Origin of the sequence: Micromonospora sp. C97 (genome assembly GCF_018070385.1) — a bacterium.
Taxonomy (GTDB): Bacteria; Actinomycetota; Actinomycetes; order Mycobacteriales; family Micromonosporaceae; genus Micromonospora; species Micromonospora parva.
Window position 1 is genome coordinate 1 of sequence record NZ_JAGPXU010000035.1, and the last position, 23,415, is coordinate 23,415.

Genomic DNA, 23,415 nt, shown 5'->3' on the forward strand with positions numbered 1-23,415 from the left:
GGGGCCCCCGCCACCGCCGTCGTATCGGGCCGGACCGTCGCGAGCTGCGCTTGCGTGGTGTTTCCAGGGACTTGGATATCGGCATGGAGGGTGGTGTTGGCAGCGCGCGAATTGTGTCGGGCTATCAGGCGGCGGACAGCCCGCTAGTGTTTGGTGACGGCGGCCTGGCCGCCGATGGTCTGTCCTGCGCTACGAGGAGGCCCGTGATGGATTCCTTGCCGGAGTTGACCTTCGGGCAGCGGTTGAAGGTCTACCGCGAGCGGTCCGGAAAGACCCGTGCGGTGCTCGGTGGGTTGGTCGGGCGCAGCGCTGAGTGGGTCAAGGCAGTGGAGACCGATCGCATTTTGCCGCCGCGCATTCACATGCTGGATCGCATCGCGCGTGCGCTCAAGGTCGAGGTGTCTGCCCTGGCCGGTGAGTTGGGCGCCCGGTCTGCTGTGGTCAACGGGCCGGAGCATCCGGCGCTGGCGTCGGTCCGGGATGCGGTGAACCGTTTCGTCGTTTCCGAGGAGGCTTCCCCGGAGTCGTTGACGAGCCTGAGGGGTCGGCTTGCGACGGCGTGGCGGGCACGTCATCAGGCGTCGGATCACCGTACGGTGCTGGGCGGGTTGTTGCCGGGGCTGCTGCGCGACGTGCAGCGCGCCGCGTTGGCGTACGAGGGTGATGAGCGTCGGCAGGCTCAGGCCCTGTTGGCGGAGACGTTCGGGTTGACGCAGATGTTCCTTGCCTACCAACCCGCTGCGGAGTTGTTGTGGCGGGTCGCGGACCGGGCGATGGTGGCGGGGCAGGAGTCCGGCGATCCGGAGGCGCTGGCGTGCGCGGGGTGGTTCCTGTGCCAGGTGCATCGGGATGCCGGGGACTGGGACACCGCGATGGTGGTGACCCTGGACCTTCTGTCGGTGCTGGAACCGCGGACGGCCGACGGGAACACGAACCTGTTGGCGCTGTGGGGTGCGTTGAACTTCGAGGCTGCCTACACCGCCGCCCGCGCCGGTGAGGAAGGGCGGGCCTGGCGGTACTGGGATCGCGCGGACCGGGTGGCGCAGCGACTGCCGCAGGGCTTCTACCAGCCGCAGACGTCGTTCTCGCAGGTCATCATGGGCGCTCACGCGGTGACCGTGGCGGTGGAGTTGCAGAAGTCGGGTGAGGCGGTTCGGCAGGCACGCCGCCACGATTCGGCGGCGATTCCGTCGAGGCCGCGCCGGGCACGCCATCTCATCGAGGTCGCGCGGGCGCACTACGGCAAGGACGACAAGGAAACGGCCGTGGCGACCCTCCGTCAGGCGTACGAGTCGGCCCCGGAGACGATCCGCTTCAACGGGTACGCCCGACAGATCACCCTGGACCTGCTCGACGGCCCGCGGTCCACCCGCGATGATGCCCGTGACCTCGCGGTGAAGGTTGGCCTGGTCTCGTGATCTAAGGGGTAGGAACCTTACCCATTCCGCACTGCGACGGTACGTAGCGTCGCCCTCACGGGATGCGGCGGGCGGTGCGGCAATCGCCTGGTCGCCGCGTCCCCCTCAGGAGAGGGCGATGATGCCGCCCTCCTGATCGACGAGGGAGGGCGCATGCGGCGCGTCTCGTACGACGAGTACCTCTCGGCCACCGCGTTGACTTTTGCCCGGCGGCATCGGCCGGTGTGGTCGTGGGAGCTCTGGCGGCGTGTCTGCCGCTGCGGAGCCGACCTGCCCTGTCGCGGCCGGCACCGGATCCCGATCAGTCGAGGGCACTGGCCGCAGGTGGACGAGGAATGAACGGCGGCCAGGAGCAGACGATCCTCGCGGTGCACGTCCGAGGGCTGGACGGCATGTGTGTTGGTTGCCGGGCGTGGTGGGCTCGGCTCACGCCGTACCCGTGCTGGCAGGTCGACTGGGCGACCAGCCGGCAGGCACGGGCGATCACTGATCGCTTCCTGGCGGGTGTGCGGTGACCGTCCACGGTCCGGTCATGCCGATCTGGAGCTGCGGTGGCTGCGGCCTGCCCTGGCCCTGCCGGACCCGCAAGCGCGAGCTGCGGGCGGAGTATGCGGATGCCCCCGTGTCGCTGACTCTCTACCTCGGGTCCTACCTCGTGCAGGCGACCGAGGACATGCCGTGGACACCGGCCGGGGTGCTGCACCGCCGGTTCCTCGGCTGGACCAGGGATGCCGACCTGCCGAATCCAGCAGTGCCGCAACAGTGCCGGTCCGCCCGAGCCGAGCCCTAGTCGACCGACGCCCTGGCCGGACCCGTGCCGCCACCCGGCCTGTGCTTGTGTCGCGGCCGGATACCCTGAGCCGCGGTGTCGCGCACCACGTGAGCAGAGGAGTCGATGCGGGATGACGACGGGGCGACCGATCCCGACCCAGGACGACGTGCTCGGATACTTCGACACGCTGTCGAACTGGGGACGGTGGGGCGACGACGACGAGCGCGGAACGCTGAACCTCATCACCGACGACGTGCGGCTGGCGGCGGCGCGGGCCGTACGCCACGGCAGAAGCGTGTCCTGCGCGTGGGAGGTCGCCGTACCGGGCGACATGGACCGGTCGACGACGGTCTGCCCGTGCGCCGCCGACATGCCGGGCGCCGAGAACATGCCGGCGCACTTCCACGCCGACCGGCACTGGGGTTTCTCATCCGAGCGGCTCGGCATCACGTTCCACGGCAATACCCTCACCCACCTCGACTCGCCGTGCCACATCTTCTGGGACGGCTCCCTGTACAACGGACGGCCGCACTCGTCTGTCGACGCCGCGACGGGTTCGGCGTGGGCGGCCGTCACGGCGGCGGCGGACGGGATCGTCACCCGGGGTGTCCTGCTCGACGTGGCGGCGGCCCGCGATGTGCCGTGGCTGACGCCGGGGCAGGGGGTGTTTCCCGACGATCTGGACGAGGCCGAGCGTCGCCAGGGCGTGCGGGTGCGTCCCGGCGACGCGGTCCTTCTGCGCACCGGCTACGGCCGCTTCCGGCACGAGAACGGTGCGGCCAGCGGTTTCACCCAGGCAGGCTGGCACGCGTCCTGCCTGCCGTGGCTGCACGAACGCGGCGTCGCGCTGATCGGCGCCGACACCCCGCAGGACGTTCAGCCGTCGGGGTACGACGCCGTGTTGATGCCGGTCCACGCCGTGAGCCTGGTGGCGATGGGCCTGTGGCTGCTCGACAACTGCGACCTGGAGGCGTGCGCGGCCACGGCCACCGAACTCGACCAGTGGGATTTCCAACTGGCGGTCGCGCCGGTCCGCTTCGCCGGCACGTCCGGCAGCCCGGTCAACCCGATCGCCACCTTCTGACCCGGCTGGCCGGAGGTCTCCGGTGTCCGGTTCGGCAGGATCGCTGAACCGTCCACCGGAGACCTCGACGATCGCCGACCCGCGAGGGTCGGCCGGGCCAGGTCAGCTCAGAAGTTGCCTGCCGAGTCGCACTTCACGCCCTGGTCGAGACAGTTGCGCACCCGTGCGGCGAGCGCCTCGTCCCGCCACGCGTTGAAGAAGTCCGCGTGCATGGAGAAGGACGTGCCGGAGGCGAGGGTGATGCCGTCAGTGTTCGCGCTCAGCGGGTACGAGATCACGAAGGACACCGACGGCACTGGCACCGGGTGGCTCTTCGGGCAGGCCCCGGTGTGGTCCCCGTTGGCCATGTGCGCCTTGTGGTCGGGGCTGTCCAGGTGCTTGCCGTCCCAGCAGTCCGGGAAGGTGATCTGCCGGACGATGTTCGCGGTCTTGGCGCAGACCGGGAACGTCTTGTCGGCGCTGCGGCCGATCTCGCCGCCGATGCCGGCACACCAGAAATGGTTACCCTGCTTGTCCGGGGTGTCGACCTGGTTCTTGGCGTCACCGGTGATCATTCGCAGGCCGAACGGGAAGGGCTGGGTTCTGCTCGGGTCCTTCAGGCGGGAACCGTAGTAGACGGTCACCTCCTTCGGGTCCACGACCTTGCCGTTCTGGTACATCGTCGGCACCCAGTAGGCGGACTGGTCGTCCGGCGAGTTGCAGGTGGTCGCCTTCGACGCCCGCAGCGACTCGGCGGTCGAGGTGGCGTCTGTCGACCTGTTGCCCCAGAAGGTGTGGTTGTGCGAGGCGCCCACCAACTTGGGCAGCACGATCGGGTCGTCGCTGTTGTGGTGACTGGTCGTACAGCCGACGTTGAACTCGGGCACCGTGACCGGGTTTCCGGTCACCGGCTTGGGTTTGCGGGCGAAGAACGCCTTCGTCGCGGCGGCCTGCGCGGCCGCGTCGACCGTGATCCAGCCACCGGAGGCGGTGGGTGGGGCGGTGCTGGTCGCCGGGGTCGCCGGGGTCGCCGGTGTGCCCGGCGCGGACGGGGTGGCCGACGGGCCCGGGGCGCCCGCTGTGGCCGACGGGCCGCCCGGTGCGGTGGCCGTCGGCGCGTCCGGGCCGGGCGTGATGGTGCCGGTGCCGCTGGACGGGCCGGACGCGCCAGGAGCGGCCGGCGTTTCCTTGCAGCCGGCGGCGAGCGCCACGCCCACCACCAGCAGGGCGGTGACCCAACGGCGGTGTCGAGGGGTGGATAGGAAGTTCATCAATGGGGGCGCACCTTTCTTCCGAGCCCGAAGAATACGAGTCGGCCCCCTGCTCGTTTCCCACTGAAACGATTAATTCTCGCTTAAATAGCGCTCAGCGATCGCCTGTTCGGCTTTGTGGAGTCGTTTCGATGTCGACTCCATCTCAATTCTCTGTCTCTCTTCGAAAAACTGTAATCGGCGGCTGCGGCGGCACTCCACCTTCCGGGCCGGTCGGCGGGGCCCGGTCAGCAGCTGTCGCGCGCCTTGCGCAGGAACGCGTCCCGGGAGACGACCTTCGTCGAGTCACGTCCGTGCGGCGCGAGCACCTGGTCCGGCCCGATGCGCGGCAGGTCCGCGAGGGTGAAGTCCACCGAGATGGCGTCACGGCGACTCGACCCGCTGACGCTGTAGGTGACCTCGGGTCGAAGTTCGGTGAGTGGCTCGACGTCCACGTCCATGCCTGCCTCGGCCGCCGGAAGGTCGACAGGGTCAGCGACCTCCCAGCCCTGTGGCGGTTGGCCCAGCAGGGCGACCTCCACGACCTCGGTCGTGGGCCGGCCGGTGACTTTCCACCTGATGAAGGGGCGAGCGGACGCGTCGTTGGGGTGGTCGTTCTCGAACACGTCGAGCTGAGCGAAATCGTCGTCGCAGGTGACCAGCACGCCGACCGGTCGGCCATCCTGGACGGCGAGAGCGACCAGCGGCTCATGCGCCGGGGTGCAGGCGGTCAGCAGGAGGAGGGGGAGCGGTAGCAGAATCCATTGACGTCGTCTTCTCCGCATGTCGGCAGCATTCCATGGCACCATCACGCTTCGTTGTCCCGCGGGTCACGAAAGGGCGGCGCACCGGCGGCCGTCTCCGCCGGACGGTCCCACCTTCGTTGCGTGATTCCCGAGAAACAGCGCACCGCGTCGTCGGCGCGGAGAGAATTGCCGCCACGGAGAACACGAAGGCCGGGGGACGGTGGATGGGGATACGAAGGCGCATGGCGCTGGTGGCGGTGACCGTCGCGGCGACACCTCTGGTCCTCGGCGGGTGCACCGCCGAGCGGAAGCCTGCCGCCCGCCCCGCCGAGCGCGTGGCCCCGGCGCCGGAGTTGACCGTCGCGCCCGCCGACCTGTCCCGGGACGTGCCGCTCAGCGCCGAGGTGGTGCCGCTCGTCACGGGCGGGAAGATCACCGCCGTACGCCTGGTCGACGAGACCGGCGCGCTGGTCAGTGCGGAGCCACGGGAGGACCGCTCGGCCTGGGTGCCGACCGCTGCGCTGCGGCCGCGGCACACCTACACCGCGATGGTGACCGCCACCGCCGACTCCGGGCGGACCACCACCCGCACCACCACCTTCACCACTGCGGCGGCGTCGACGAAGCCGCAGGTGACCAGCACGTTGTCCATCGCCGACAAGCGGACCTACGGCACTGCCATGCCAGTGACCATCGGCTTCGAGCCACCCATCGCCCGCGAGGCCCGCGCCGACGTGCAGCGTCGGTTGTTCGTCACCACGAACCCACCCCAGCCGGGGGTGTGGTCCTGGGTGGACGACGGCAGTCAGGTCTACTACCGGGCTCGCGACCTCTGGCGGCCGGGCACGACCATCAGTGTCCGGGCCGGCCTGGCGGGTCTGCCGATCGGCGGGAGTCACATCGGTGACGCCGACCGCACCGCGACGTCCCGGATCGGACGGCAGGTGGCGCTCGACATCGACAACGCCACCAAGCAGATGCGCGTGCTGCGCGACGGCAAGCTGATCCGCACGATCCCGGTCAGCCTGGGCAAGCGGGGCACCCCCACGTCCAGCGGCAAGATGGTGATCATGGAGAAGCACCAGCAGACCACGTTCGACACGCGCGGCGAGCCGAACGGCGGCTACGTGGTGGACGTCGCTGACGCCCAACGGCTCACCTGGGGCGGCGAGTTCATCCACGGGGCGCCCTGGTCGGTGTCGGATCAGGGACACCGGAACGTCTCGCACGGCTGCACGAACATCTCGCCGGCCAACGCCGACTGGCTGATGGGCGTCACCCAGGTCGGTGACCTGGTCACCGTCACCGGCACCGAGGTCCGGCTCCAGCCGGGCAACGGCTGGACGGCCTGGAACACCAGTTGGGCCCAGTTCATCAAGGGCAGCGCACTACCCGTACCCACGGATCTTCGAGCGGCGCCGCCGGCCCGCGCGGTAGCGGACGGTGCACCGACGCCGGGGCCGTCCGCCGCCGGCGGCTGAATCAACCGGCGTCCGGCGGCGGACGCACCGCTTGTCCGGCGGCTCTACCCTCCGGGCCATGACGTACGAGCCGATGATGGTGCCCGGCCCGAGGCCCAACCGGACGCTTCGAACCGTCCTGATCGTCGTCGGCGCCCTGCTGGCGTTGTGCTGCGTTACTTCGCCCGGGTCCAGGGCGCGCAGTTGAAGGTCCGCAGTTACGAGATCACCGGGGTGAACGTCAGCAACTACAACGGTCGGGTCACCGCGACCGCCCACGTCGAGGCGGTCCAGGAGGTCACCGGCGCGCAGTTCAGCCAGGTGATGACGCTGGTCAAGGAGGACGGCGAGTGGCGGGTCTGCCAGTGAGGCACCGCGCCGTCGCGGCGCCTGCCTGACGGGCTCCCGGCCGGGTTGGGGACGAGCACCATACGAGCTACGGTGAAACCTGACGTTCATGTGAGGGGCGAGGTTGGGTGACTGCCGTCACCAGCCGGGGGAGGGGTCCATGCGGATCGGGGAACTCGCCACGAAGACCGGGGTGTCGGTACGAGCCCTGCGCTACTACGAGGAGCAGGGCCTGTTGACCGCCGCCCGAAGCGGTGGCGGCCAGCGCCACTACCTCGACGAGGCCATCGACCGGGTACGCCTGATCCAGATGCTGTACGCCGCCGGCCTGTCCAGCCGGACCATCCTGGACCTGCTGCCCTGCGTCGACGCGAAGGTCAACACACCGCAGTCGCGGGCCATGCTCCGCGCCGAACGCGACCGCATCGAGCGGCAGATCACCCAACTCCAGCAGGCGCGCGAGCGGCTCGACAGGGTCATCGCGCTCAGCGAGGGCCCGGCCAGCGGTTGCGCCTACACGGACACCGGTACACCGGACTCGTAGCGGTGCCGGTGGTCGGTGGTCAGCTCGCTGCCAGCGCCGGGATGCCGTAGTGCTGGTCGAGGACCTGTATCGCGGCGCCCGCGGCGATCACGTCCGCGCCCAGGCTGGACACTGTCACCCTCGTGCTGAGCCAGGCCGCACGCCGTGCGTCGGCCTGCACGGCCCCGGTGACCGCCGAGAGGTAGGTCTGCGGGTGCCGGAGGAGGTCCGCGCCCGCCAGCACCACGTGCGCGAGATCGAGGGTCTGGAGCAGGTTGACCACGCCCACGGCCAGCACCCGGGCGGCGTGTGCGACGTCCCCGGCCTCGGCGGCGTGCTGGTGCACGATCTCCAGACACCCGTGCCGGCCGCAGACGCAGCGGGGCCCGGTCAGGTCGACGACGGTGTGGCCGAATTCGCCCGCGTTGGTGTGCGCCCCACGGTGGGTCGCGCCGCCCAGCCAGAAGCCCGCGCCGATGCCGGACTCGACCATGATGAGGGCCGCGTCGCCGAACGTCGCGCCGTGCCGCCAGGCCTCCGCCGTGATCCCGGCGGTGACGTCCTTGTCCAGGTGGACGGGGAGGCCCAGGTGCTTCTCGGCGATCTCGCGCAGCGGTACGTCGTGCCAGTGCCGTAGGCCGTGGGCGTCGCGGACCAGGCCGTTGGCGTGGTCGAGTGGGCCGATCATGCCGATGCCCAGCCCGGTGAGCCGGCCCCGCAGGTCGCCGACGCCGGCCATCGTGTCGACGCCGGTGGCCAGGGCGTCGAGGAGCTGCTCCGGGGTGAAGTCGCGGGGCAGCGGGCTGACCGCCGAGTGGTGCACGGTGCCGGCCAGGTCGACCAGGACGAGCCGCAGTGTGCGCCGGGCCACGTGCGCGCCGATGGCGTACCGGCTGTCCGGGACGAGTTCGTAGACGACGGCGGGCTTGCCGATGCCCGGACGTCGGACACCGGCGGGGCGGATCAGGCCGTCGGCGGTCAGCCGGGCGATGACCTTGGAGACCGCCTGTGGCGTCAGGCCGGTGGCCTCGACCACCGTGGCGCGCTCGAAGGTGCCGGCGGTACGCCCCACCGCCATGACCAGTGCCTGGTTGTAGCCGCGCAGGAAGGTGACGTCGGCAGTGACGCGAGTCATCTCACCACCCTATTACGCAACGCTGTTGCTAAATTTTTTCGGTGATCGAGTTGAGCAGAGGTCGGCGGTTGGCGGCACTGGCCGCGCTGGCACTGGGTGGCGTCGCGGTCGGCCTGACCGAGTTCGTGGCGATGGGGCTGCTGCCCGACATCGCCCGCGGTCTGCTTCCGCACGAGTACGCGCAGTCGTCGTCGGACGCGGTCGCCCGCGCCGGATGGATGATCACCGCGTACGCGCTCGGTGTGGTCGTCGGCGCGCCGCTGATCGCCGCGTTGAGCGCGCGCCTGCCCCGCAAGAAGCTCGTCCTCGGGCTGCTCGTGCTGTTCGCCGTCGGCACCGTCGCCTCCGCGCTCGCCCCCACCTTCGACCTGGTGCTGGTGGCACGGTTCGCGGCGGCGCTGCCGCACGGCGCGTACTTCGGTGCGGCCGGTCTGCTCGCGGCGACCCTGATGGGCCCCGGCAACGAGGCGCGTGGGTTCGCCACGGTGCTCGGTGGTCTGACCGTGAGCAACCTGGTCGGCGTACCCCTCATCACGCGGCTCGGGCAGGCGGCCGGCTGGCGGGTGGCGTACCTGGTCATCGCCGGCTTCTTCCTGCTCACCCTGCTGGCGGTGCTGGCGGTCGTGCCGGAGGTCGCCGCGGCGGTCGACGGCTCGCCGGCGGCCGAGCTGCGGGCGCTGCGGACCTCGCAGGTCTGGCTGGTCGCCGCGACCGGCGCTGTCGGTTTCGCCGGCTTCTTCGCGGTGAACACCTACATCGCGCCGGTCACCACCGACGTCACCGGTCTCTCCGCCGCGACGGTGCCGTGGGCCCTGGTGGCGGTGGGTCTCGGGATGACCGTCGGCAATGCCCTGGGCGGTTGGTTGGCGGACCGCGACCTGCGGCGCAGCATGGTCATCGGCTTCGTGGCGATGATCGTGAGCATCGCCGTGTTCAGCCTCGTGGCGTCGACCCGCGTCGGTCTGTTCGTGGGCGCGTTCCTGGTCGGCGCGACCAGCCTCTATCTCGGTCCGGTCCTCCAGGCGCGCCTGATCACCGTCGCACCGGGAGCGCAGCTGATGGGCGCGGCGCTCAACCAGTCGGCAATGAACATCGCGAACAGCCTCGGCGCCGCCCTGGGCAGCGTTGCCATCGCCGCCGGCCTCGGTTACCTCGCGCCGGCCCGGGTGGGCGTCGTCCTGGCGGTCGTCGGGTTGGTCCTGGGGCTGGTCAGCTTCGCCGTCGGACGACGACAGCGGGTGCGCGTCCCGGCCACCGTCTGACAACCCCCCGGGCGGGTCCCGGCCATCCTCGCGGTTCGAGGTGGCCGGGCCGCCCCGGGGGACGCCGTCAGAAGTCGTCCACCGTGACCGTCACCCGGTCGGTGCTCGACTTCCAGTTCGGCACGTTGATCACCTCATGGCCACCACCGCGTTGACCCACGGTGATCCGCACCAGGCCGAGGTGTGCCGGCGTCGCCGGGATGAAGACGTCCATGCCGGTGATGAAGGTCTGGCTGAAGAACTCCGGCAGCGGGGCCGTCAGGTCCGTCACGCCATCGCTGCCGTCGTCGAAGGCGAAGATGCCGATCGTCCGCTTGGCGCGCGGGGTGTTCGCCGCGTTCAGGACATCAGTGCCGTTGATCCAGAGCCGGTCACCGGCGTCGCCCTGGTCGCCCCACCACTCCTTCTGCCGTTGGATGGTGAGCGCCGTGTGCCGGTCGCTGGTGTCGACCAGGGCGCTGAGGCCCTCGCCCGGCACGCTGGTCGCGAGGCGGACGAACGAGTCCGAGCGCAGGAACGGCTGGAAGTAGAAGTGGTGCGTCGCCGCGCCGGGGCGCACGATGGCGAACTCGTAGCGGGCCGTGGCGAGCACCGGGAGCGGGCCGAACGAGCCGTCGCCACCGAGCGACAGCCGATGCGCGGGCCGGTGTGACAGCCGGCCGCCGGTCAGCGGGCTGACCGGGTAGACCTCAAGCGTGGCACCGGTGACGCCGACGTTGCTCGGGAAGAGCACGGCGCGTCCGGAGACCAGGGCGGTGCCGAAGAGCTGGGGCACGATCCGCGTCGTGTGCGGCGCGCGGCCCCGCAGGAATCGGAAGACCTCGGTGAACGACTCCGCCGACGACACGGTCTGGGTGTGCGACTGGTCCGACAGGTGCACGTTGGTCGCGCCGACGATGGCGCGGGCCGGGTCGCCCTCGCCCCAGATCGCCAGGGTGGGCACACCACCCGGCGGGGCGGCGGCGGTGCGCCCGTCCAGGTTGACGTAGTGCGCGACCCGGGCGGCGCGCTCCGGCGAGCTGGTGAGGTAGCCCTGGGTGACGAAGGTGCCCAGCGAGTGCGCGACCAGGTCGACCCGGTCCGCGCCGCTGGTCGCCAGCAGGCGGGAGATCCGCGCGTCGAGTCCCGCGTACAGCTGGGGCAGGACCGCCGCGACGTTCGGGGAGTCGTACTCGTGAGCTTCGATGATGTCGATCGGGTAGCCGTTGCTGGCCAGCCGTTTGGCCTGGGACTCGAACTGGGCCGCCGACCCCGCGCTGCCGTGGATGAAGATCACCGGACGGTACGTCGGTGCGGCGGCGGCTTCGGCGGCGCGGGGGACGGCGACGGCGGACAGGCTGGCGGCGAGGGCCACTCCGACCCCGACCAGCACGGAGAGCAGTCTCCGGCGAGATGTGTGCATCGATCCTCCACCTGACGGACGAAGTATTTGCACTGCTAGCGCAAGTATCGTGTCAGGGTGTGGCGCGATGGTCCACACCGCACGGTCTCCCGACCCGGGTCGGACGCCCCGTCCGTGCACCGAGCCCCTGGACGCGTCGGTCGACACGGCGTCAGCTGGCAGACACAGGTCGTTGCCGTTCGTTTGGTTGTGCGACGATCGGCGGGCATCACGTCGAACGACCGTCCACCGGCCTGCCCCGCGCACGGACGCGGGCAGTGACCGGGGAGGGCACACACCTCGTTACCCCCTTGGAGAGCACGATGTCCCTCTCCCCATCCCGGGTCTTCGCTGAGCTGAACGCGGCTCGACCCCCTGACCAGCCGGCACCGACGATGGGAAGGGCCGTCGTGGTCGGCGGCAGCGTCGCCGGTCTGCTCGCCGCCCGGGTGCTGTCCGACCACGCCGACACCGTCGTCATCATCGACCGGGACGACCCGCAGGTGACCGGCGCGCGTCCCGGCGTACCCCAGGGGACGCAGCTGCACGCGCTGCTGCCCGGCGGCCTCTTCCAGCTGGAGCGGCTGTTTCCCGGTTTCCGCGACGAGGCACTGGCACGCGGCGCGATCGAGGCGCCGCCCACGGCCCGACGCAACTACCTCGACGGGCGGCTGAAGGTCGTCGTCCCCGACGACGCCGACAGCCTGGCGGGCAGTCGGCCGCTGCTGGAGGGCCTGATCCGAAAGCAGGTGCTCCGACTGCCCAACGTCAAGACGATCACCGCCCGTGCGACCGGCCTCACGTTCGACGACGACGCGGTCACCGGGGTCCGGTGCGAGGTCGCCAGGGTGCCCGGTGTCGAGCGCGGCGACCTCGTGGTGGACGCCATGGGGCGGTCCAGCAAACTGTCCGACTGGCTGGAGCGGGCCGACTGGGAGCGACCGGTCACCCGGCGGATGACAGTGCACCTCAACTACGCGACCGCCCTGTTCCGTCGTCCGGAGCCCACCCCGGCCTCCACCGTCGTGCTGGCCCTGAACACACCGGGAACGGGGCTGGACGTGGCCGGGGCGGCGTTCTTCGCCATCGAGGACGGCCGGTGGATGGCCATGATGGCCGGTTACGGCGACGACCGTCCGGGCCGCACCGCGGAGGACTTCGTCCGCCGCCTGCGGGAGCAGTTCCCACCGGAGTTCGGCGAGGTCGCCGACCAGGAGATGATCGGCGACGTCCAGACCTACCACCACGCCGACAGCCGGCGACGGGACTTCCACGCGCTCAAGCGGTTCCCGGCCGGCCTGGTCAGCGTCGGCGACGCGGTCGCGTCGTTCAACCCGGTGTACGGGCAGGGCATGACGGCGGCGGCCCTGCACGCGGCGTGCCTGTCGACGTACCTCCGGTCCCACCCGGACCTGCGGGCGCCCGCGCGCCACTACCTCGCGCTCCAGAAGGTCGTGGTCGACGCCGCCTGGTCACTGTCGACCTCGGCGGACCTGGCGTTGCCCCACGTCGACGGGCCCTACCCGCGCGGCCACCGGCTCTCCAGCTGGGCCAGCCGGCAGGTCATCGCCGCGACAGTCACCGACGTGCCGACCGCGCGACGGTTCAACGACGTCGTCTCCATGCGCGAGCACCCCAGCTCACTGGCCCGGCCGAGCGTGCTGCTGGGCGCACTGCGGGCCAACCGTCGCGCCCACTGAGCGGTGCCCAGCGACCTCGTCGCGAGGCCGCTGGATGGTGCCCGGCGGCCTCGTCGCGAGGCCGCCGGGACGGCCCTAGCGGGGGAGCTTGCGGAGGATGTCGACCACGAAGCGGTGGTCGTCCAGCTGCGGCAGCCCGGAGACACCGACCCAGCCCACGACGCCGGTGCCGCGCACCCGCAGGGGCAGCGCGCCCCCGGCCGCCGCGTACCGCGAGGCCGGCAGGCCGAACCGCTCGGCCAGCGTCACCTGCTTGTCCTGGCACAGTCGGGCCATGTAGAGCGACGAGTGCTCGAACCGCATCACCACCCGGCCCTTGCGGCGCAGCCACGCGTCGTTGTCCGCCGTCGACCCCGGCAGACCACAGTGGAACAGCTGCCGTCCGGCCCGCCACACGCCCACCGAGACCGGCAGCCGCTGCTCGGTGGCGGCGGTGACGGCGAGCATCCCCAGCTCGTACGCGTCGGTCTCGGACAGGCCCGCGAGCTCCAGCTCGCTCTCCTCGCGCAGCAGCTCGTCAAGCGTCGGCCACGATGCACTGTCAGCTGACATGTCTCTTCTCCTCATGGTGCAGAGGCGATCATCGGTCGATCACCAGGCGCAGGGCGCGTAGTCCTTCAGGAAACAGCCGTACAGGTCCTCGCCCTGCTCGCCGCGGACGATCGGGTCGTACACCCGGGCCGCGCCGTCGACCAGGTCCAGCGGGGCGTGGAAGCCCTCGTCGGCCAGCCGCATCTTCGTCGGGTGCGGGCGTTCGTCGGTGATCCAGCCGGTGTCGACGCTGGTCATCAGGATGCCGTCGGTCAACATCTCCTCGGCGCTGGTGCGGGTCAGCATGTTCAACGCCGCCTTGGCCATGTTGGTGTGCGGATGCCCCGGCCCCTTGTAACCGCGGCCGAACTGGCCCTCCATGGCCGACACGTTCACTACGTACTTGCGCCGGGCCGACGCGGCGGCCATCGCCGGGCGCAGCCGGCTGACCAGCACGAACGGCGCGGTGACGTTGCACAGCTGCACCTCGAGCAGCTCGACCGGATCGACCTCCTGCACGCGCTGGACCCAGCTGTTGACCGAGTCGAGGTCGGGCACCAGCCCGCCGGCGTCGATGGCGGTGGACGCCGCGATCCGGTCCGGTGAGGCCGAGCCGCTGGTCAGTGCCAGCGCGGTCAACGCGTGCGGGGTGAGCGCTGTCGACTGGGGCCCGGCGGTCAGGCTGCCCACCGGGCCGCCCGGGCCGTCCGGCTTGGCGAACGTGAGCAGCTCCGGCAGCGGACCGTCCGGCAGGGCCGCCGCCTCCGCGGCGATCAGCTGCGCGTACGCCCCGGGGGACCGGCGGACGGTCTGCGCCGCGTTGTTGATCAGGATGTCGAGAGGGCCCTGGCTGCTGACGTCGTCGGCGAGGGCGATCACCTGGGCGGGGTCACGCAGGTCGATCCCGACGATGCGCAGCCGGTGCAGCCAGTCCCCGCTGTCCGGCATCGCGGTGAAGCGGCGGACCGCGTCGTGCGGGAACCGGGTCGTCACCGTCGTGTGCGCGCCGTCGCGCAGCAGCCGCAGCGCGATGTACATGCCGATCTTGGCGCGTCCGCCGGTGAGCAGCGCGCGCCGGCCGGTCAGGTCGGTACGGGCGTCGCGGCGCTCCCGGTTGAGCGCGGCGCAGGACGGGCAGAGCTGGTGGTAGAACGCGTCCACCTGGCGGTAGCGCTGTTTGCAGACGTAGCACCCGCGCGGGTTGTGCAGGAAGCCCGCCGTCTCGCCCGCCACCGAGGACGCCAACGGAATGCCCTGCGTCTCGTCGTCGATCCGCCCGGGAGCGCCGGTGGCGGTGGCCTCCGTCACCGCCCGGTCGGCGGCGAGGATGGCGTCGCGCCGCTCCTCCCGCCGCCGCTGCTTGATCACCTTGTAGAGCCGGGCGGTGGCCCGCTGCACCCGCACCACGTCGGGATGGTCGGAGGGAAGTGCCTCCAACTCATCGAAGACGCTGAGGCAGGCCTCCAGCCGGCTCCGGTCAATACCGTGCTGACCGTTTTCGGTAATGTTGTCCACCGTCATGCGTCGTTGTCTCGTCCCGTATCCCGTGCCGGCTCCAGCCGGCCCGCCCCAAGTCCGACCCGAAACGGTACGCGCCTCACGGCCTCCGACGCACCTCGCGCCTGCCCGGCCGGTGCGCGGCGCGGTCAGCTGACGTCGGCCTGGCCGAGACGCCAGTAGCCCATGAAGGCCACCGCCCGCCGGTCCAGCCCCCGCTCGGCGACCAGGTGCCGGCGCAGGGTACGGATGACGCCGGCCTCCCCGGCCAGCCACGCGTACAGCGGCACCGGGGGCACCTCCTCCGGCACCTCCCACAGGATCTCCGTGTCCACGTCCACGTCCGGCACGGGCTGGGCGGCCCTCGACGCCTCGCTGGCCAGCAGCTCCCCGGCCGCGGCGGTGACGGCGGGCACCAGCCGGCTGCCGTACCCGCCGGTGCCCCGAGGTAGCCAGCGGACCTCGACGCCGGGCGGCGCGACCAGCGGCAACACGTCGGCCGCTTCCGGCACCTCCAGCACAACAGTGCCGCGGGCGTCCACCGGGAGCCGGGCACAGATGCCGCTGATCGCCGGCGCGGCGGTCTCGTCCCCGGCCAACAGCAGGGTGCTGCCGGCCGACTGTCGGAACTCGACCCCGCCGTGGTTGCCGTCGTAGCCGGCGTCCGGCCCGACGAGTGCGATCTCGTCGCCGACGGTGGCCCGCCGGGCCCAGCGCGTCGCCGGGCCACCGTCGCCGTGCAGCACCAGGTCGACGTCGACCTCGGCCAGGTGTGGTCGGACCGCCCGCACCGTGTAGGTACGGATCGGGTTGCGCAGGTGCTCCGGCAGGGCCCGCCACTGCGCGTACCAGTCCGCTCCGTGGGGCAGGGTCGCCGCGCGCTGACCGGCCAGCGGCAGCGCCAACTTGATCCGCTGGTCGTAGCCGTTGTCGGCGAAACGGTCCAGGTCCGCCCCGGTGAAGGTCACCCGGGTGAAGGACGGGCTGAGTCGGCGTACCGCGCGGACGGTGACGGTGAACACGCGCCACGGGGCGATGGGCAGGGTCTCGGTCATGGTGCCTCTCTCGACTCGGGTCGGCGTGCTACCGGGTGGTGCTCGCCACGGCGCGGGAGCGCCACAGCAGCCAGATGAAGTACGGGGTGCCGATCATGGCGGTGACCAGGCCGGCGGGGATCTGGGCCGGAGCGATGACCGTCCGGCCGAGGGTGTCGGCGATGCTGACCAGCGCCGCGCCGAGCAGGGCGGCCACCGGGAGCACCCGGGAGTGTCGGCCGCCGACGAGTGCCCGCGCGGCGTGCGGGGCGACCAGGCCGACGAAGCCGATGACCCCGACGGCCGAGACGGCGGTGGAGGTGAGCAGTGCCGCCGCGCCGAGCGCGATCAACCGGGTGCGTTCCAGGCGGACGCCCAGCACCCGGGGGGTGTCGTCGTCCAGTGCCATCAGGTCGAGTTCCCGGCGGGCGGCGACCACGGCCGGGGTGAACACCAGCAGGGCTATCAGCACCGGCAGCACCTGGGCGGGCATCCGGCCGTAGGTGGAGCCGGACAGCCAGGTCAACGCCTTCCCGGTGTTCCACGGGTCGAAGGCGACGACCAGGTACGTGATGACCGCCAGGCCGCCCTGCCAGGCGCCGAAGCCGATCAGCACCAGCCGGTCGGAGCTCAGCCCGCCGCGCCAGGCCAGGCCGTAGACCAGCGCGAACGCCACCATCGCGCCGAGCCCGGCGACGCCGGAGACGGCCCACACACCGGCCAACGGCACGAAGGTGAGCAGCCCGACCGCCCCGAGCCCGGCCCCGGCGGTGATGCCGAGGATGCCCGGTTCGGCCAGCGGGTTACGGCAGACCGCCTGCACCGTGGTGCCGGCGACCGCGAGCGCCGCGCCGGCCAGGACCGCCGCGGCGACGCGCGGCCACCGCTGGTCCAGCACGAAGGTGTACGCCGGCCCGGTGCTGCCGTTGACCCAGTTGAGCACGTCGCCGAGCAGCACCCAGGTGTCCCCGGCGAGCATGCCGACGGTGACGGCGGCGACGGTCAGGACGGCGCTGACGGCGACGACGCCGCGGTGGAAGGCGGCGGAGCGGACCGCCGCGTGCCCACCGGGCGGACGACGGGTGGGACCCGCGTCGCGGTGCCGGCGGGCCAGCCAGATGAGGATCGCCGCGCCGAGCATTGTGGTGACCACGCCGGTGGGGATGTCGACACCCGCCTGCCCGCCCAGCACGGCCCGCAGCAGCACGTCGGACCCGAGCACGATGATGACCCCGGCGATGCCGGACAGCGGCAGCAGGACGCGGTGCCGGTGCACCCCCGGCACCACTGGCGCGAGCAGTCGGACGATCACCGGGGCACACAGGCCGACGAAGCCGACCGGGCCGGTGAGGGTGACGGCCGCGGCGGACAGCAGCACAGCGAGGACCAGCACGGTGACTCGGGTGCGCCGCACGTCGAGGCCGAGCACGGTGGCGGTGTCGTCACCGAGGGCGAGGATGTCGAGGCGGTGCCCGAGCAGTACGAGCACGACGACGGCACCGACGATCACCGGGGCGAGTTGGGTCAGCGAGGTCAGGTCGCTCTGCACCAGCGAGCCGTTCCCCCAGGCGAACAGCCCGATGGTGGCCTGCTCGAACAGGAGCAGCAGCAGTGTCGTCACCGACCCGAGTGCCAGCGCGGTCGCCGAGCCGGCGAGGATCAGCCGGGTGGTGCCGGCCTGCCCACCGGAGGACATCGCCATCACCAGGCCGGCGGCGGCCAGTCCGCCGCAGAAGGCGAGGCCGCCAGCGGGCAGCGCGGGCAGCGAGACGCCGAACGCGGCGAAGGCGACGATCGCCAGGTGGGCGCCCGCGTTGACAGCGAGGGTGTCCGGTGAGGCCAGCGGGTTGCGGGCGATCGACTGCAACGCCGCCCCGGCGAAACCGAGCGCCACCCCGATGGCCAGCCCGGCGAGCAGCCGGGGTAACCGGGAGGCGACCAGGACGCGGGCCGCCTCGTCGTCGGCGCCGGTGGCGAGCCGCAGCAGGTCGAGGGCGCCGACGTTCGAGGTGCCCTGGGTGAGGTGCACAGCGGTCACCACGAGCAGCAGCAGGATGGCGGCGACGAAGACACCGGCGACGCGGGGCGCGGTGGGGCGCCCGCCCGGAGCCGGCCGGGTGGCCGGCTCCGGGCGAGGGGGCGCGTTCAGCACGCTCACACCGCGTACGTCTTGACGAGTTCGTCGATGTACTGCTTGCCGGAGAGCGGACCGCCGAAGGTCCAGATGCCGTTGGGCATCTTGTGCAGGTTGCCCTGCTTGACGAAGGGCAGCGACGTCCAGATGGCGTTGCCGGCGAGCCCGTCGGCGAACACGTCCTCGCCGTCGGAGGCGTTGTAGAACAGGTGCGTGTTCGGGTCCTTGAGGACGGTCATGCCCTCGACGTCGGTCTGGCCCAGGCCCCACACCTCGTCGGTCTTGCCGGTCCAGGCGTTGGTGAGGCCGAGTTGGATGCCGATCTGGGAGACCAGCGCGCCCTCGCCGAACATCCGGATGCTGACGGTGCTGCCCTCCTTCCAGCCGTCGGCGATGGCGAACGGGCGGCCGGCGGCCCCCGCGTCCGCGATCTTCTTCTTGCCGTCGGCGATGGCCGTGTCGAAGTCGGCGAGCAGCTTCTGCGCCTCGGTGGTCTTGCCGACCGCCTTCGCGATCATGTTGAGGTCGGTGCGCATCCGGCCGAGGTTGTCGGTGGCGTCACTGCCCTTGGCGACCAGGACGGGCACGAACTTCTCCAGCTGACTGACGATGGCGCCGCCCCGGTCGTCCTCCATCACGACGAGGTCGGGCTGGAGGGCGACGATGGAGTCGACGCTGGGCTCGCCGCGGACGCCGACGTCCTTGACGGTCGGGTCGAGCTTCGCGGAGGTGACCCAGGTGCCGTAGCCCTTGGGATCGGCGACACCGACGGGCATGACGCCCAGGCTGACCAGCAGCTCGACCTCGCCCCACTCAAGGCCGACGACCTTGGTCGCCGGCGCCTTGAGGGTGATCTCCTTACCCCGGCTGTCGGTGACGGTGACCGGGCCACCGGACGCCGGGGCGGAGGCCTCGGGGGCGGCGGCGTTCTCGGTGGTGCCGCAGGCGCCGAGTGTCAGCGCGGCCACGACGGCGATGAGGGCGGTGAAACGGGTACGGGTCATGACGGTCTTTCTCTGCTGGGGATGAGGGGTGTTCAGACCAGGGCGCGGATCTGGTGCCGCCCGACGGGGCGGGTGGTGACCAGTCCGCTGACCGGATCGGTGGTCACCTCGATGCGGATGCCGTAGGTCTCGGTGAGGGCGTCCTCGGTGAACACGGTGGCCGGGGTGCCGGTGGCGCGGACCCGGCCCTGGTGCAACAGGACCACCTCGTCCGCCACGGCCGCCGCCTGGTTGAGGTCGTGCAGCACGACGCCGACGGCGACGCCGTGATCGTCCGCGAGGTCACGGACCAGGTCGAGGATCTCCACCTGGTACCGCAGGTCGAGGAACGTGGTGGGCTCGTCGAGGAGCAGGACCGGGGTGTCCTGGGCGAGGCAGGTGGCCAACCACACCCGCTGCAACTCGCCTCCGGACAGTTCGTCGACCGGGCGATCGGCCATCGTGGCGACGCCGGTGACGTCCATGGCACGTGCGATGGCGGCGGGACCGTCCGGGTCCTCAGTGCGCCAGCGCCCCCGGTAGGGGTGGCGGCCGTAGCCGACGACGTCGCGGACGGTGACCCCGCTGGGCACCGGCCGGCTCTGGGCGAGCAGGGTGACCCGCCGGGCGAACTCCCGGGCGGCGAGACCGGCGGCGGTGACGCCGTCGGCGAGGTGCACTGTGCCGGCCTCGATCGGGTGCAGCCGGGCCAGGGCCCGCAGCAGGGTGGACTTGCCGCTGCCGTTGGGCCCCACGAGTGCGGTGACGGCGCCCTCGCGGAGGTCGATCACGGCACCGTGCACCACCGGCACACCGTGATAACCCAGACGGAGGTCGACGCCGGACAGGCGGCAAGCTCCGTTGGCCGACGCCAACTCGTTCTGCATGAGGTTAGGCTAACCTAACCAAACGATCACCTGTCAAGCCGGTCGTGGCCGTGACCAGCCGGGCGCACCGGTGGTCATCGGGTCCGTGCGCACGTGGGGGATGCTGGGTCCGTGCAGATCGCGACCCTCGGCCCCCTGGCCGTCGACGGCCAGCCCGTTCGGGGTGAACGGCTCGCGGCGGTGCTCCGCGAGCTCGTCGACGCGCGCGGGCGGGCGGTCTCCGTCACCCTGCTCGTGGACGCCGTCTGGGACGGCGCGCCACCCGACGACGCGACAGGCGCCGTCCAGGCGCTCGTGTCCCGGGTACGCCGCCTCGGCTTGCCAGTGGTCGCGGTGCCGGGCGGATACCGGTTGCCCGCCGAGGAGATCACCGTCGACGCGGTCGAGGCGCGCGCGCTCACCGACCAGGCGCGCACCGTGCTCCGGTGCGGTGACGTCCGGGCCGCCCGGGGCCTGGCCGATCAGGCCCGTGCCCTGTTCCCCGAGGTGCCGGAGTTGGTCGGCGCCGAGGACACCCGCCTGTTCGCCGACGTCGCCGCGCTGCGCGCCGAGGCGGCACTCGCCGGCGTGGGCCCGTTCGACGAGGCCGACCTGGGCCGGCTCGTCGCGCGTACGCCACCGGACGAGCCGTCCGCCGCCCTGCTCGTGCGGGTGCTGGCCGCCCAGGGGCGGGAGGCGGAGGCGCTGGAGCTGGTCGAGCGGCTGCGCGCCGACCTGGCCGACCGGTACGGCACCGACCCGTCACCGGTGATCACCGCCGCCCACCTGGCGTTGCTGCGCGGGGAACTCACCGCCCCGCCCGTCGCCACGCCACCCCGGCAACCGGCGCGGATCACGCTGCCCGCCGCGTGGCGTCGTCCGATGGCAGCCCTCGTCGGGCGGGAGGGGGACGTCGAGACCATCACCGGCGCTCTCACCGAGGCACCCGTCGTGACGATCGTGGCGACCGGCGGGGCGGGCAAGACCCGGCTCGCCGCCGAGGTGGCCAGGCGTACGGCGGCGGCCGGACGGGCGGTGCGCGTGATCGAACTCGCCGGCCTGCGCTCGCCGGACGAGGTGCTGCCCACTGTGCTCGCCGCGCTCGGTGGCGCGGACACCACGGCGACCGGCGGCAACCTGGGTCTGGAACGTCGGGTCCTCAACCCCGGGGAGCGGCTGCGTGCCGTCGCGCCGGACCTGGACGGGTTGCTGGTGCTGGACAACTGCGAGCACGTGCTCGACGCGGTGGCCGTCGTCGTCGCGGACCTGGTGGCCGCGGCCTCGCCGGAGGTCGCGGTGCTCGCGACGAGCCGCGCCCCGCTGGGCCTGGTCGGCGAGTTGGTGCACCGGCTGACCGCGCTGCCGGACCCCGACGCGCTCGCGCTCGTCGAGTCGCGGGCACGGGCCGGCGGCGCCGTGCCCACCTGGGACACCGAACGGGCGCTCGTCCTGTGCCACCGGCTCGACAACCTGCCGCTGGCGCTCGAACTGGCCGCCGCGCGACTGCGGCACATGCCGATCGACGACGTGCTCGCCGGGCTGACCAACCGGTTCGCGCTGCTCGACGACGCCCTGCGGGGTCTACCCGAGCGGCACGCCAGCCTGTGGGCGCTGGTCGACTGGAGCCGGGAACTGCTCGCCGAGGACGACCGCGACCTGCTCCAGCGGGTAGCTGTCATTCCCGCGCCGTTCACCGCGGACCTCGCCGCCGCCGTCGCGCAGGTCCCGGACGTCCGTCGCGGCCTGGCGACCCTTGTGGAGCAGTCCCTGCTGACCCTGGTCGAGGGGGACGGTCCGCCCCGCTACCGGATGCTCGAAACGGTCCGTGAGTACGGCGAGGCCCGGCTGGACGCGGCCGGCGACCGGGGCCGGGCCATGGCCGGCCTGGTCGGCTGGGCGCGGGAACAGGCCGTCGCGCTCGCCGGCCGCTTCATCGGACCTGACCAGGTGGAGGCGCTGCACCGGTGCGCCGCCGAGCAGGACAACCTGGTCGCGGGCCTGCGCTGGGCGATGCGGGAGGACGACGAGCCCGCCTCGGTCGACGTCGCCACCGCGCTGTTCCACCTCTGGTCGGTGCGCGGCCTGCACCTTGAGGTCCTGGGCTGGGCGCGCGGACTGCTGCACATCGACGACCCCCGGCGGCGGCTGCGGTCGGCGATCCTGCGGGGTGCGGCCAGCGGCCGGCCACTGCCCAACGCCGACCGGCTGGCCTGGACGTGCGTGGTGATCAGCGTGAACGCCGGCATCAGCGCCGACCTGCGGCCCGCCGTGCTCGCCCGCCGGGCCCTGCGGTTGGTCCAGGCCGAACGACCCGCCGAGGTGTCTTCCCGGCTGACCGCCCTCGCGGCGGCGCTGCCCGGCTTCGACACGTCCGACCTGGAGCAGAGCCTGAAGAACGCGACCGAGCTGGTCGCCCACCCGGACCCGTACGTGCAGGGGCTCGGGTTGTTCGCACGCGCGGCGGTACGCGAGAACGGCGGCCAGCCGGAAGCGTCGATCAGTGACGCCGAGCAGGCGTACCACCGCTTCGAGGTGGTCGGCGACCACTGGGGCATGGCGATGGCGGCAGGTGCCGTCGGGCAGTTCCTGGTCCCGGGCGGAGACGCCCGGTCGGCCGAGTGGCTGACGCGCAGCGTGCACCACATGGAGCTGGTCGGCGCCGCGCAGGACGCGCGGTCGATCCGGCTCCGACTGGACGTGCAGCTCGCCCTCACCGGCGACGCGGAGGCGGAACGGCGACTGGGCGAGACCGCCACACCGGGCCAGGCCGACCAGATGGACGCCGCGCAGGCGTTGCTCGGCCTGGGGCACCTCGCCTGGCAGCGCGGGCGCTACGACGAAACGCTCAGCCACGTCGACGAGATGACCCGCATCCTCGCCGGTTGGGCCGGGCCGCAGCCACAGCCGCGGGCGATGCTCCGGGCCGCGGCGGCCGTCCTCTGCCTGCGGGTTGCCGAGGCGCGACCGGCGTCGGGTGACGACCCGGCCGTCCAGGCGACCGCGATGCTGTCGCTCACCCGCGACGACGCGCTCAACTCACGGGACCTGCCGGTGATCGGGGCGTGGGCGTCGGGCGGCGCGGAACTCGCGGCGTACCGGGGCGACGCCGACACCGCCCGCGAACTGTCAGTCCTCGCCAAGCGGATCGGCACCCACATCGAGATGTTCTTCCCCACCGGGATCAGCGAACGGCTCAACGCCATCCTCGGGGACGAGGAGCAGCGTGAGCCGTTGCTGACCGGGTGGCGCGAGCGGCCACCCGCCGCGGCCGTCAACCGGATCCGCGAACTGATGGACGACCTGCTCGCCTGA

19 protein-coding genes and 1 pseudogene are annotated in these 23,415 nt (G+C 72.1%); 10 read left to right on the forward strand and 10 right to left on the reverse strand.

Annotated features, from left to right (window positions below; all coding sequences use genetic code 11):
* Positions 1-206: 206 nt before the first annotated feature.
* The 4 genes and pseudogenes from KBX26_RS29150 (at position 207) to KBX26_RS29165 (ending at position 3,274) form a co-directional block, all read left to right on the forward strand.
* On the forward strand, positions 207-1,418 hold the full coding sequence (locus tag KBX26_RS29150; RefSeq protein ID WP_210866881.1) for a helix-turn-helix transcriptional regulator: 1,212 nt from the start codon (positions 207-209) through the stop codon (positions 1,416-1,418).
* Between the two features lie 164 nt (positions 1,419-1,582).
* Positions 1,583-1,933: pseudogene (locus KBX26_RS33105) on the forward strand (hypothetical protein); the annotation flags it as partial.
* A 17-nt stretch (positions 1,934-1,950) separates the two neighbouring features.
* Positions 1,951-2,208, forward strand: a complete 258-nt coding sequence (locus KBX26_RS29160) for a hypothetical protein (RefSeq protein ID WP_247681203.1) — start codon at positions 1,951-1,953, stop codon at positions 2,206-2,208.
* A gap of 112 nt (positions 2,209-2,320) precedes the next feature.
* A complete protein-coding gene (locus KBX26_RS29165; RefSeq protein WP_247681204.1) occupies positions 2,321-3,274 on the forward strand; it encodes a cyclase family protein in 954 nt (317 codons plus the stop codon).
* A 107-nt stretch (positions 3,275-3,381) separates the two neighbouring features.
* Here KBX26_RS29165 and KBX26_RS29170 read toward each other — a convergent pair whose 3' ends face one another.
* Complete coding sequence (locus KBX26_RS29170) at positions 3,382-4,524, reverse strand: DUF1996 domain-containing protein (RefSeq protein ID WP_210866858.1); 1,143 nt, start codon at positions 4,522-4,524, stop codon at positions 3,382-3,384.
* 227 nt (positions 4,525-4,751) lie between these two features.
* Positions 4,752-5,288, reverse strand: a complete 537-nt coding sequence (locus KBX26_RS29175) for a hypothetical protein (RefSeq protein WP_210866859.1) — start codon at positions 5,286-5,288, stop codon at positions 4,752-4,754.
* A gap of 185 nt (positions 5,289-5,473) precedes the next feature.
* Between KBX26_RS29175 and KBX26_RS29180 the strand changes: the two genes are divergently transcribed.
* From KBX26_RS29180 to KBX26_RS29190, 3 genes are all read left to right on the forward strand, one after another.
* Positions 5,474-6,730 (forward strand): Ig-like domain-containing protein, encoded by a 1,257-nt coding sequence (locus KBX26_RS29180; RefSeq protein ID WP_247681205.1) that lies wholly within the window; start codon positions 5,474-5,476, stop codon positions 6,728-6,730.
* Between the two features lie 147 nt (positions 6,731-6,877).
* A complete protein-coding gene (locus KBX26_RS29185; protein ID WP_210866860.1) occupies positions 6,878-7,078 on the forward strand; it encodes a nuclear transport factor 2 family protein in 201 nt (66 codons plus the stop codon).
* 139 nt (positions 7,079-7,217) lie between these two features.
* Positions 7,218-7,601 carry a MerR family transcriptional regulator gene (locus KBX26_RS29190; protein WP_030337651.1) on the forward strand — a complete coding sequence of 128 codons (384 nt, stop codon included), beginning with the start codon at positions 7,218-7,220 and terminating at the stop codon, positions 7,599-7,601.
* Between the two features lie 19 nt (positions 7,602-7,620).
* On the opposite strand, the gene KBX26_RS29195 is transcribed toward KBX26_RS29190, so the two are convergent.
* Positions 7,621-8,715, reverse strand: coding sequence for an ROK family transcriptional regulator (locus tag KBX26_RS29195; RefSeq protein WP_030337650.1), 1,095 nt, complete (start codon positions 8,713-8,715; stop codon positions 7,621-7,623).
* A gap of 41 nt (positions 8,716-8,756) precedes the next feature.
* Between KBX26_RS29195 and KBX26_RS29200 the strand changes: the two genes are divergently transcribed.
* Positions 8,757-9,977 (forward strand): MFS transporter, encoded by a 1,221-nt coding sequence (locus KBX26_RS29200; protein ID WP_036412593.1) that lies wholly within the window; start codon positions 8,757-8,759, stop codon positions 9,975-9,977.
* A 67-nt stretch (positions 9,978-10,044) separates the two neighbouring features.
* Here the strand turns inward: KBX26_RS29200 and KBX26_RS29205 are convergent, their stop codons facing one another.
* On the reverse strand, positions 10,045-11,379 hold the full coding sequence (locus tag KBX26_RS29205) for an alpha/beta hydrolase (RefSeq protein ID WP_210866861.1): 1,335 nt from the start codon (positions 11,377-11,379) through the stop codon (positions 10,045-10,047).
* A 302-nt stretch (positions 11,380-11,681) separates the two neighbouring features.
* Here KBX26_RS29205 and KBX26_RS29210 point away from each other — a divergent pair, with 302 nt between their 5' ends.
* Positions 11,682-13,058, forward strand: a complete 1,377-nt coding sequence (locus KBX26_RS29210; protein ID WP_210866862.1) for an NAD(P)/FAD-dependent oxidoreductase — start codon at positions 11,682-11,684, stop codon at positions 13,056-13,058.
* Between the two features lie 75 nt (positions 13,059-13,133).
* On the opposite strand, the gene KBX26_RS29215 is transcribed toward KBX26_RS29210, so the two are convergent.
* From KBX26_RS29215 to KBX26_RS29240, 6 genes are all read right to left on the reverse strand, one after another.
* The gene (locus tag KBX26_RS29215; RefSeq protein WP_030337646.1) at positions 13,134-13,610 is read right to left on the reverse strand and encodes a heme-degrading domain-containing protein; all 477 of its coding nucleotides are present in this window, start codon (positions 13,608-13,610) and stop codon (positions 13,134-13,136) included.
* A gap of 39 nt (positions 13,611-13,649) precedes the next feature.
* On the reverse strand, positions 13,650-15,110 hold the full coding sequence (locus KBX26_RS29220; protein ID WP_210866863.1) for an SDR family oxidoreductase: 1,461 nt from the start codon (positions 15,108-15,110) through the stop codon (positions 13,650-13,652).
* Positions 15,111-15,235: 125 nt separating this feature from the next.
* A complete protein-coding gene (locus KBX26_RS29225) occupies positions 15,236-16,141 on the reverse strand; it encodes a siderophore-interacting protein (protein ID WP_210866864.1) in 906 nt (301 codons plus the stop codon).
* A 28-nt stretch (positions 16,142-16,169) separates the two neighbouring features.
* Positions 16,170-18,269, reverse strand: a complete 2,100-nt coding sequence (locus KBX26_RS29230; protein ID WP_210866884.1) for an iron ABC transporter permease — start codon at positions 18,267-18,269, stop codon at positions 16,170-16,172.
* 5 nt (positions 18,270-18,274) lie between these two features.
* Entirely contained in the window at positions 18,275-19,258 is a 984-nt protein-coding gene (locus tag KBX26_RS29235) for an ABC transporter substrate-binding protein (RefSeq protein WP_030337642.1), read from the reverse strand.
* 32 nt (positions 19,259-19,290) lie between these two features.
* On the reverse strand, positions 19,291-20,124 hold the full coding sequence (locus KBX26_RS29240; protein ID WP_030337641.1) for an ABC transporter ATP-binding protein: 834 nt from the start codon (positions 20,122-20,124) through the stop codon (positions 19,291-19,293).
* A gap of 111 nt (positions 20,125-20,235) precedes the next feature.
* On the opposite strand from KBX26_RS29240, the gene KBX26_RS29245 reads away from it, so the two are divergent.
* Positions 20,236-23,415, forward strand: a complete 3,180-nt coding sequence (locus KBX26_RS29245) for a BTAD domain-containing putative transcriptional regulator (protein WP_210866865.1) — start codon at positions 20,236-20,238, stop codon at positions 23,413-23,415.

Coding starts and splice junctions, on each gene's coding strand:
- KBX26_RS29150 (WP_210866881.1), top strand. CDS start 207: ATGGATTCCTTGCCGGAGTTGACCTTCGGGCAGCGGTTGAAGGTCTAC.
- KBX26_RS29160 (WP_247681203.1), top strand. CDS start 1,951: ATGCCGATCTGGAGCTGCGGTGGCTGCGGCCTGCCCTGGCCCTGCCGG.
- KBX26_RS29165 (WP_247681204.1), top strand. CDS start 2,321: ATGACGACGGGGCGACCGATCCCGACCCAGGACGACGTGCTCGGATAC.
- KBX26_RS29170 (WP_210866858.1), bottom strand. CDS start 4,524: ATGAACTTCCTATCCACCCCTCGACACCGCCGTTGGGTCACCGCCCTG.
- KBX26_RS29175 (WP_210866859.1), bottom strand. CDS start 5,288: ATGCGGAGAAGACGACGTCAATGGATTCTGCTACCGCTCCCCCTCCTC.
- KBX26_RS29180 (WP_247681205.1), top strand. CDS start 5,474: ATGGGGATACGAAGGCGCATGGCGCTGGTGGCGGTGACCGTCGCGGCG.
- KBX26_RS29190 (WP_030337651.1), top strand. CDS start 7,218: ATGCGGATCGGGGAACTCGCCACGAAGACCGGGGTGTCGGTACGAGCC.
- KBX26_RS29195 (WP_030337650.1), bottom strand. CDS start 8,715: ATGACTCGCGTCACTGCCGACGTCACCTTCCTGCGCGGCTACAACCAG.
- KBX26_RS29205 (WP_210866861.1), bottom strand. CDS start 11,379: ATGCACACATCTCGCCGGAGACTGCTCTCCGTGCTGGTCGGGGTCGGA.
- KBX26_RS29210 (WP_210866862.1), top strand. CDS start 11,682: ATGTCCCTCTCCCCATCCCGGGTCTTCGCTGAGCTGAACGCGGCTCGA.
- KBX26_RS29215 (WP_030337646.1), bottom strand. CDS start 13,610: ATGTCAGCTGACAGTGCATCGTGGCCGACGCTTGACGAGCTGCTGCGC.
- KBX26_RS29220 (WP_210866863.1), bottom strand. CDS start 15,110: ATGACGGTGGACAACATTACCGAAAACGGTCAGCACGGTATTGACCGG.
- KBX26_RS29225 (WP_210866864.1), bottom strand. CDS start 16,141: ATGACCGAGACCCTGCCCATCGCCCCGTGGCGCGTGTTCACCGTCACC.
- KBX26_RS29235 (WP_030337642.1), bottom strand. CDS start 19,258: ATGACCCGTACCCGTTTCACCGCCCTCATCGCCGTCGTGGCCGCGCTG.
- KBX26_RS29240 (WP_030337641.1), bottom strand. CDS start 20,124: ATGCAGAACGAGTTGGCGTCGGCCAACGGAGCTTGCCGCCTGTCCGGC.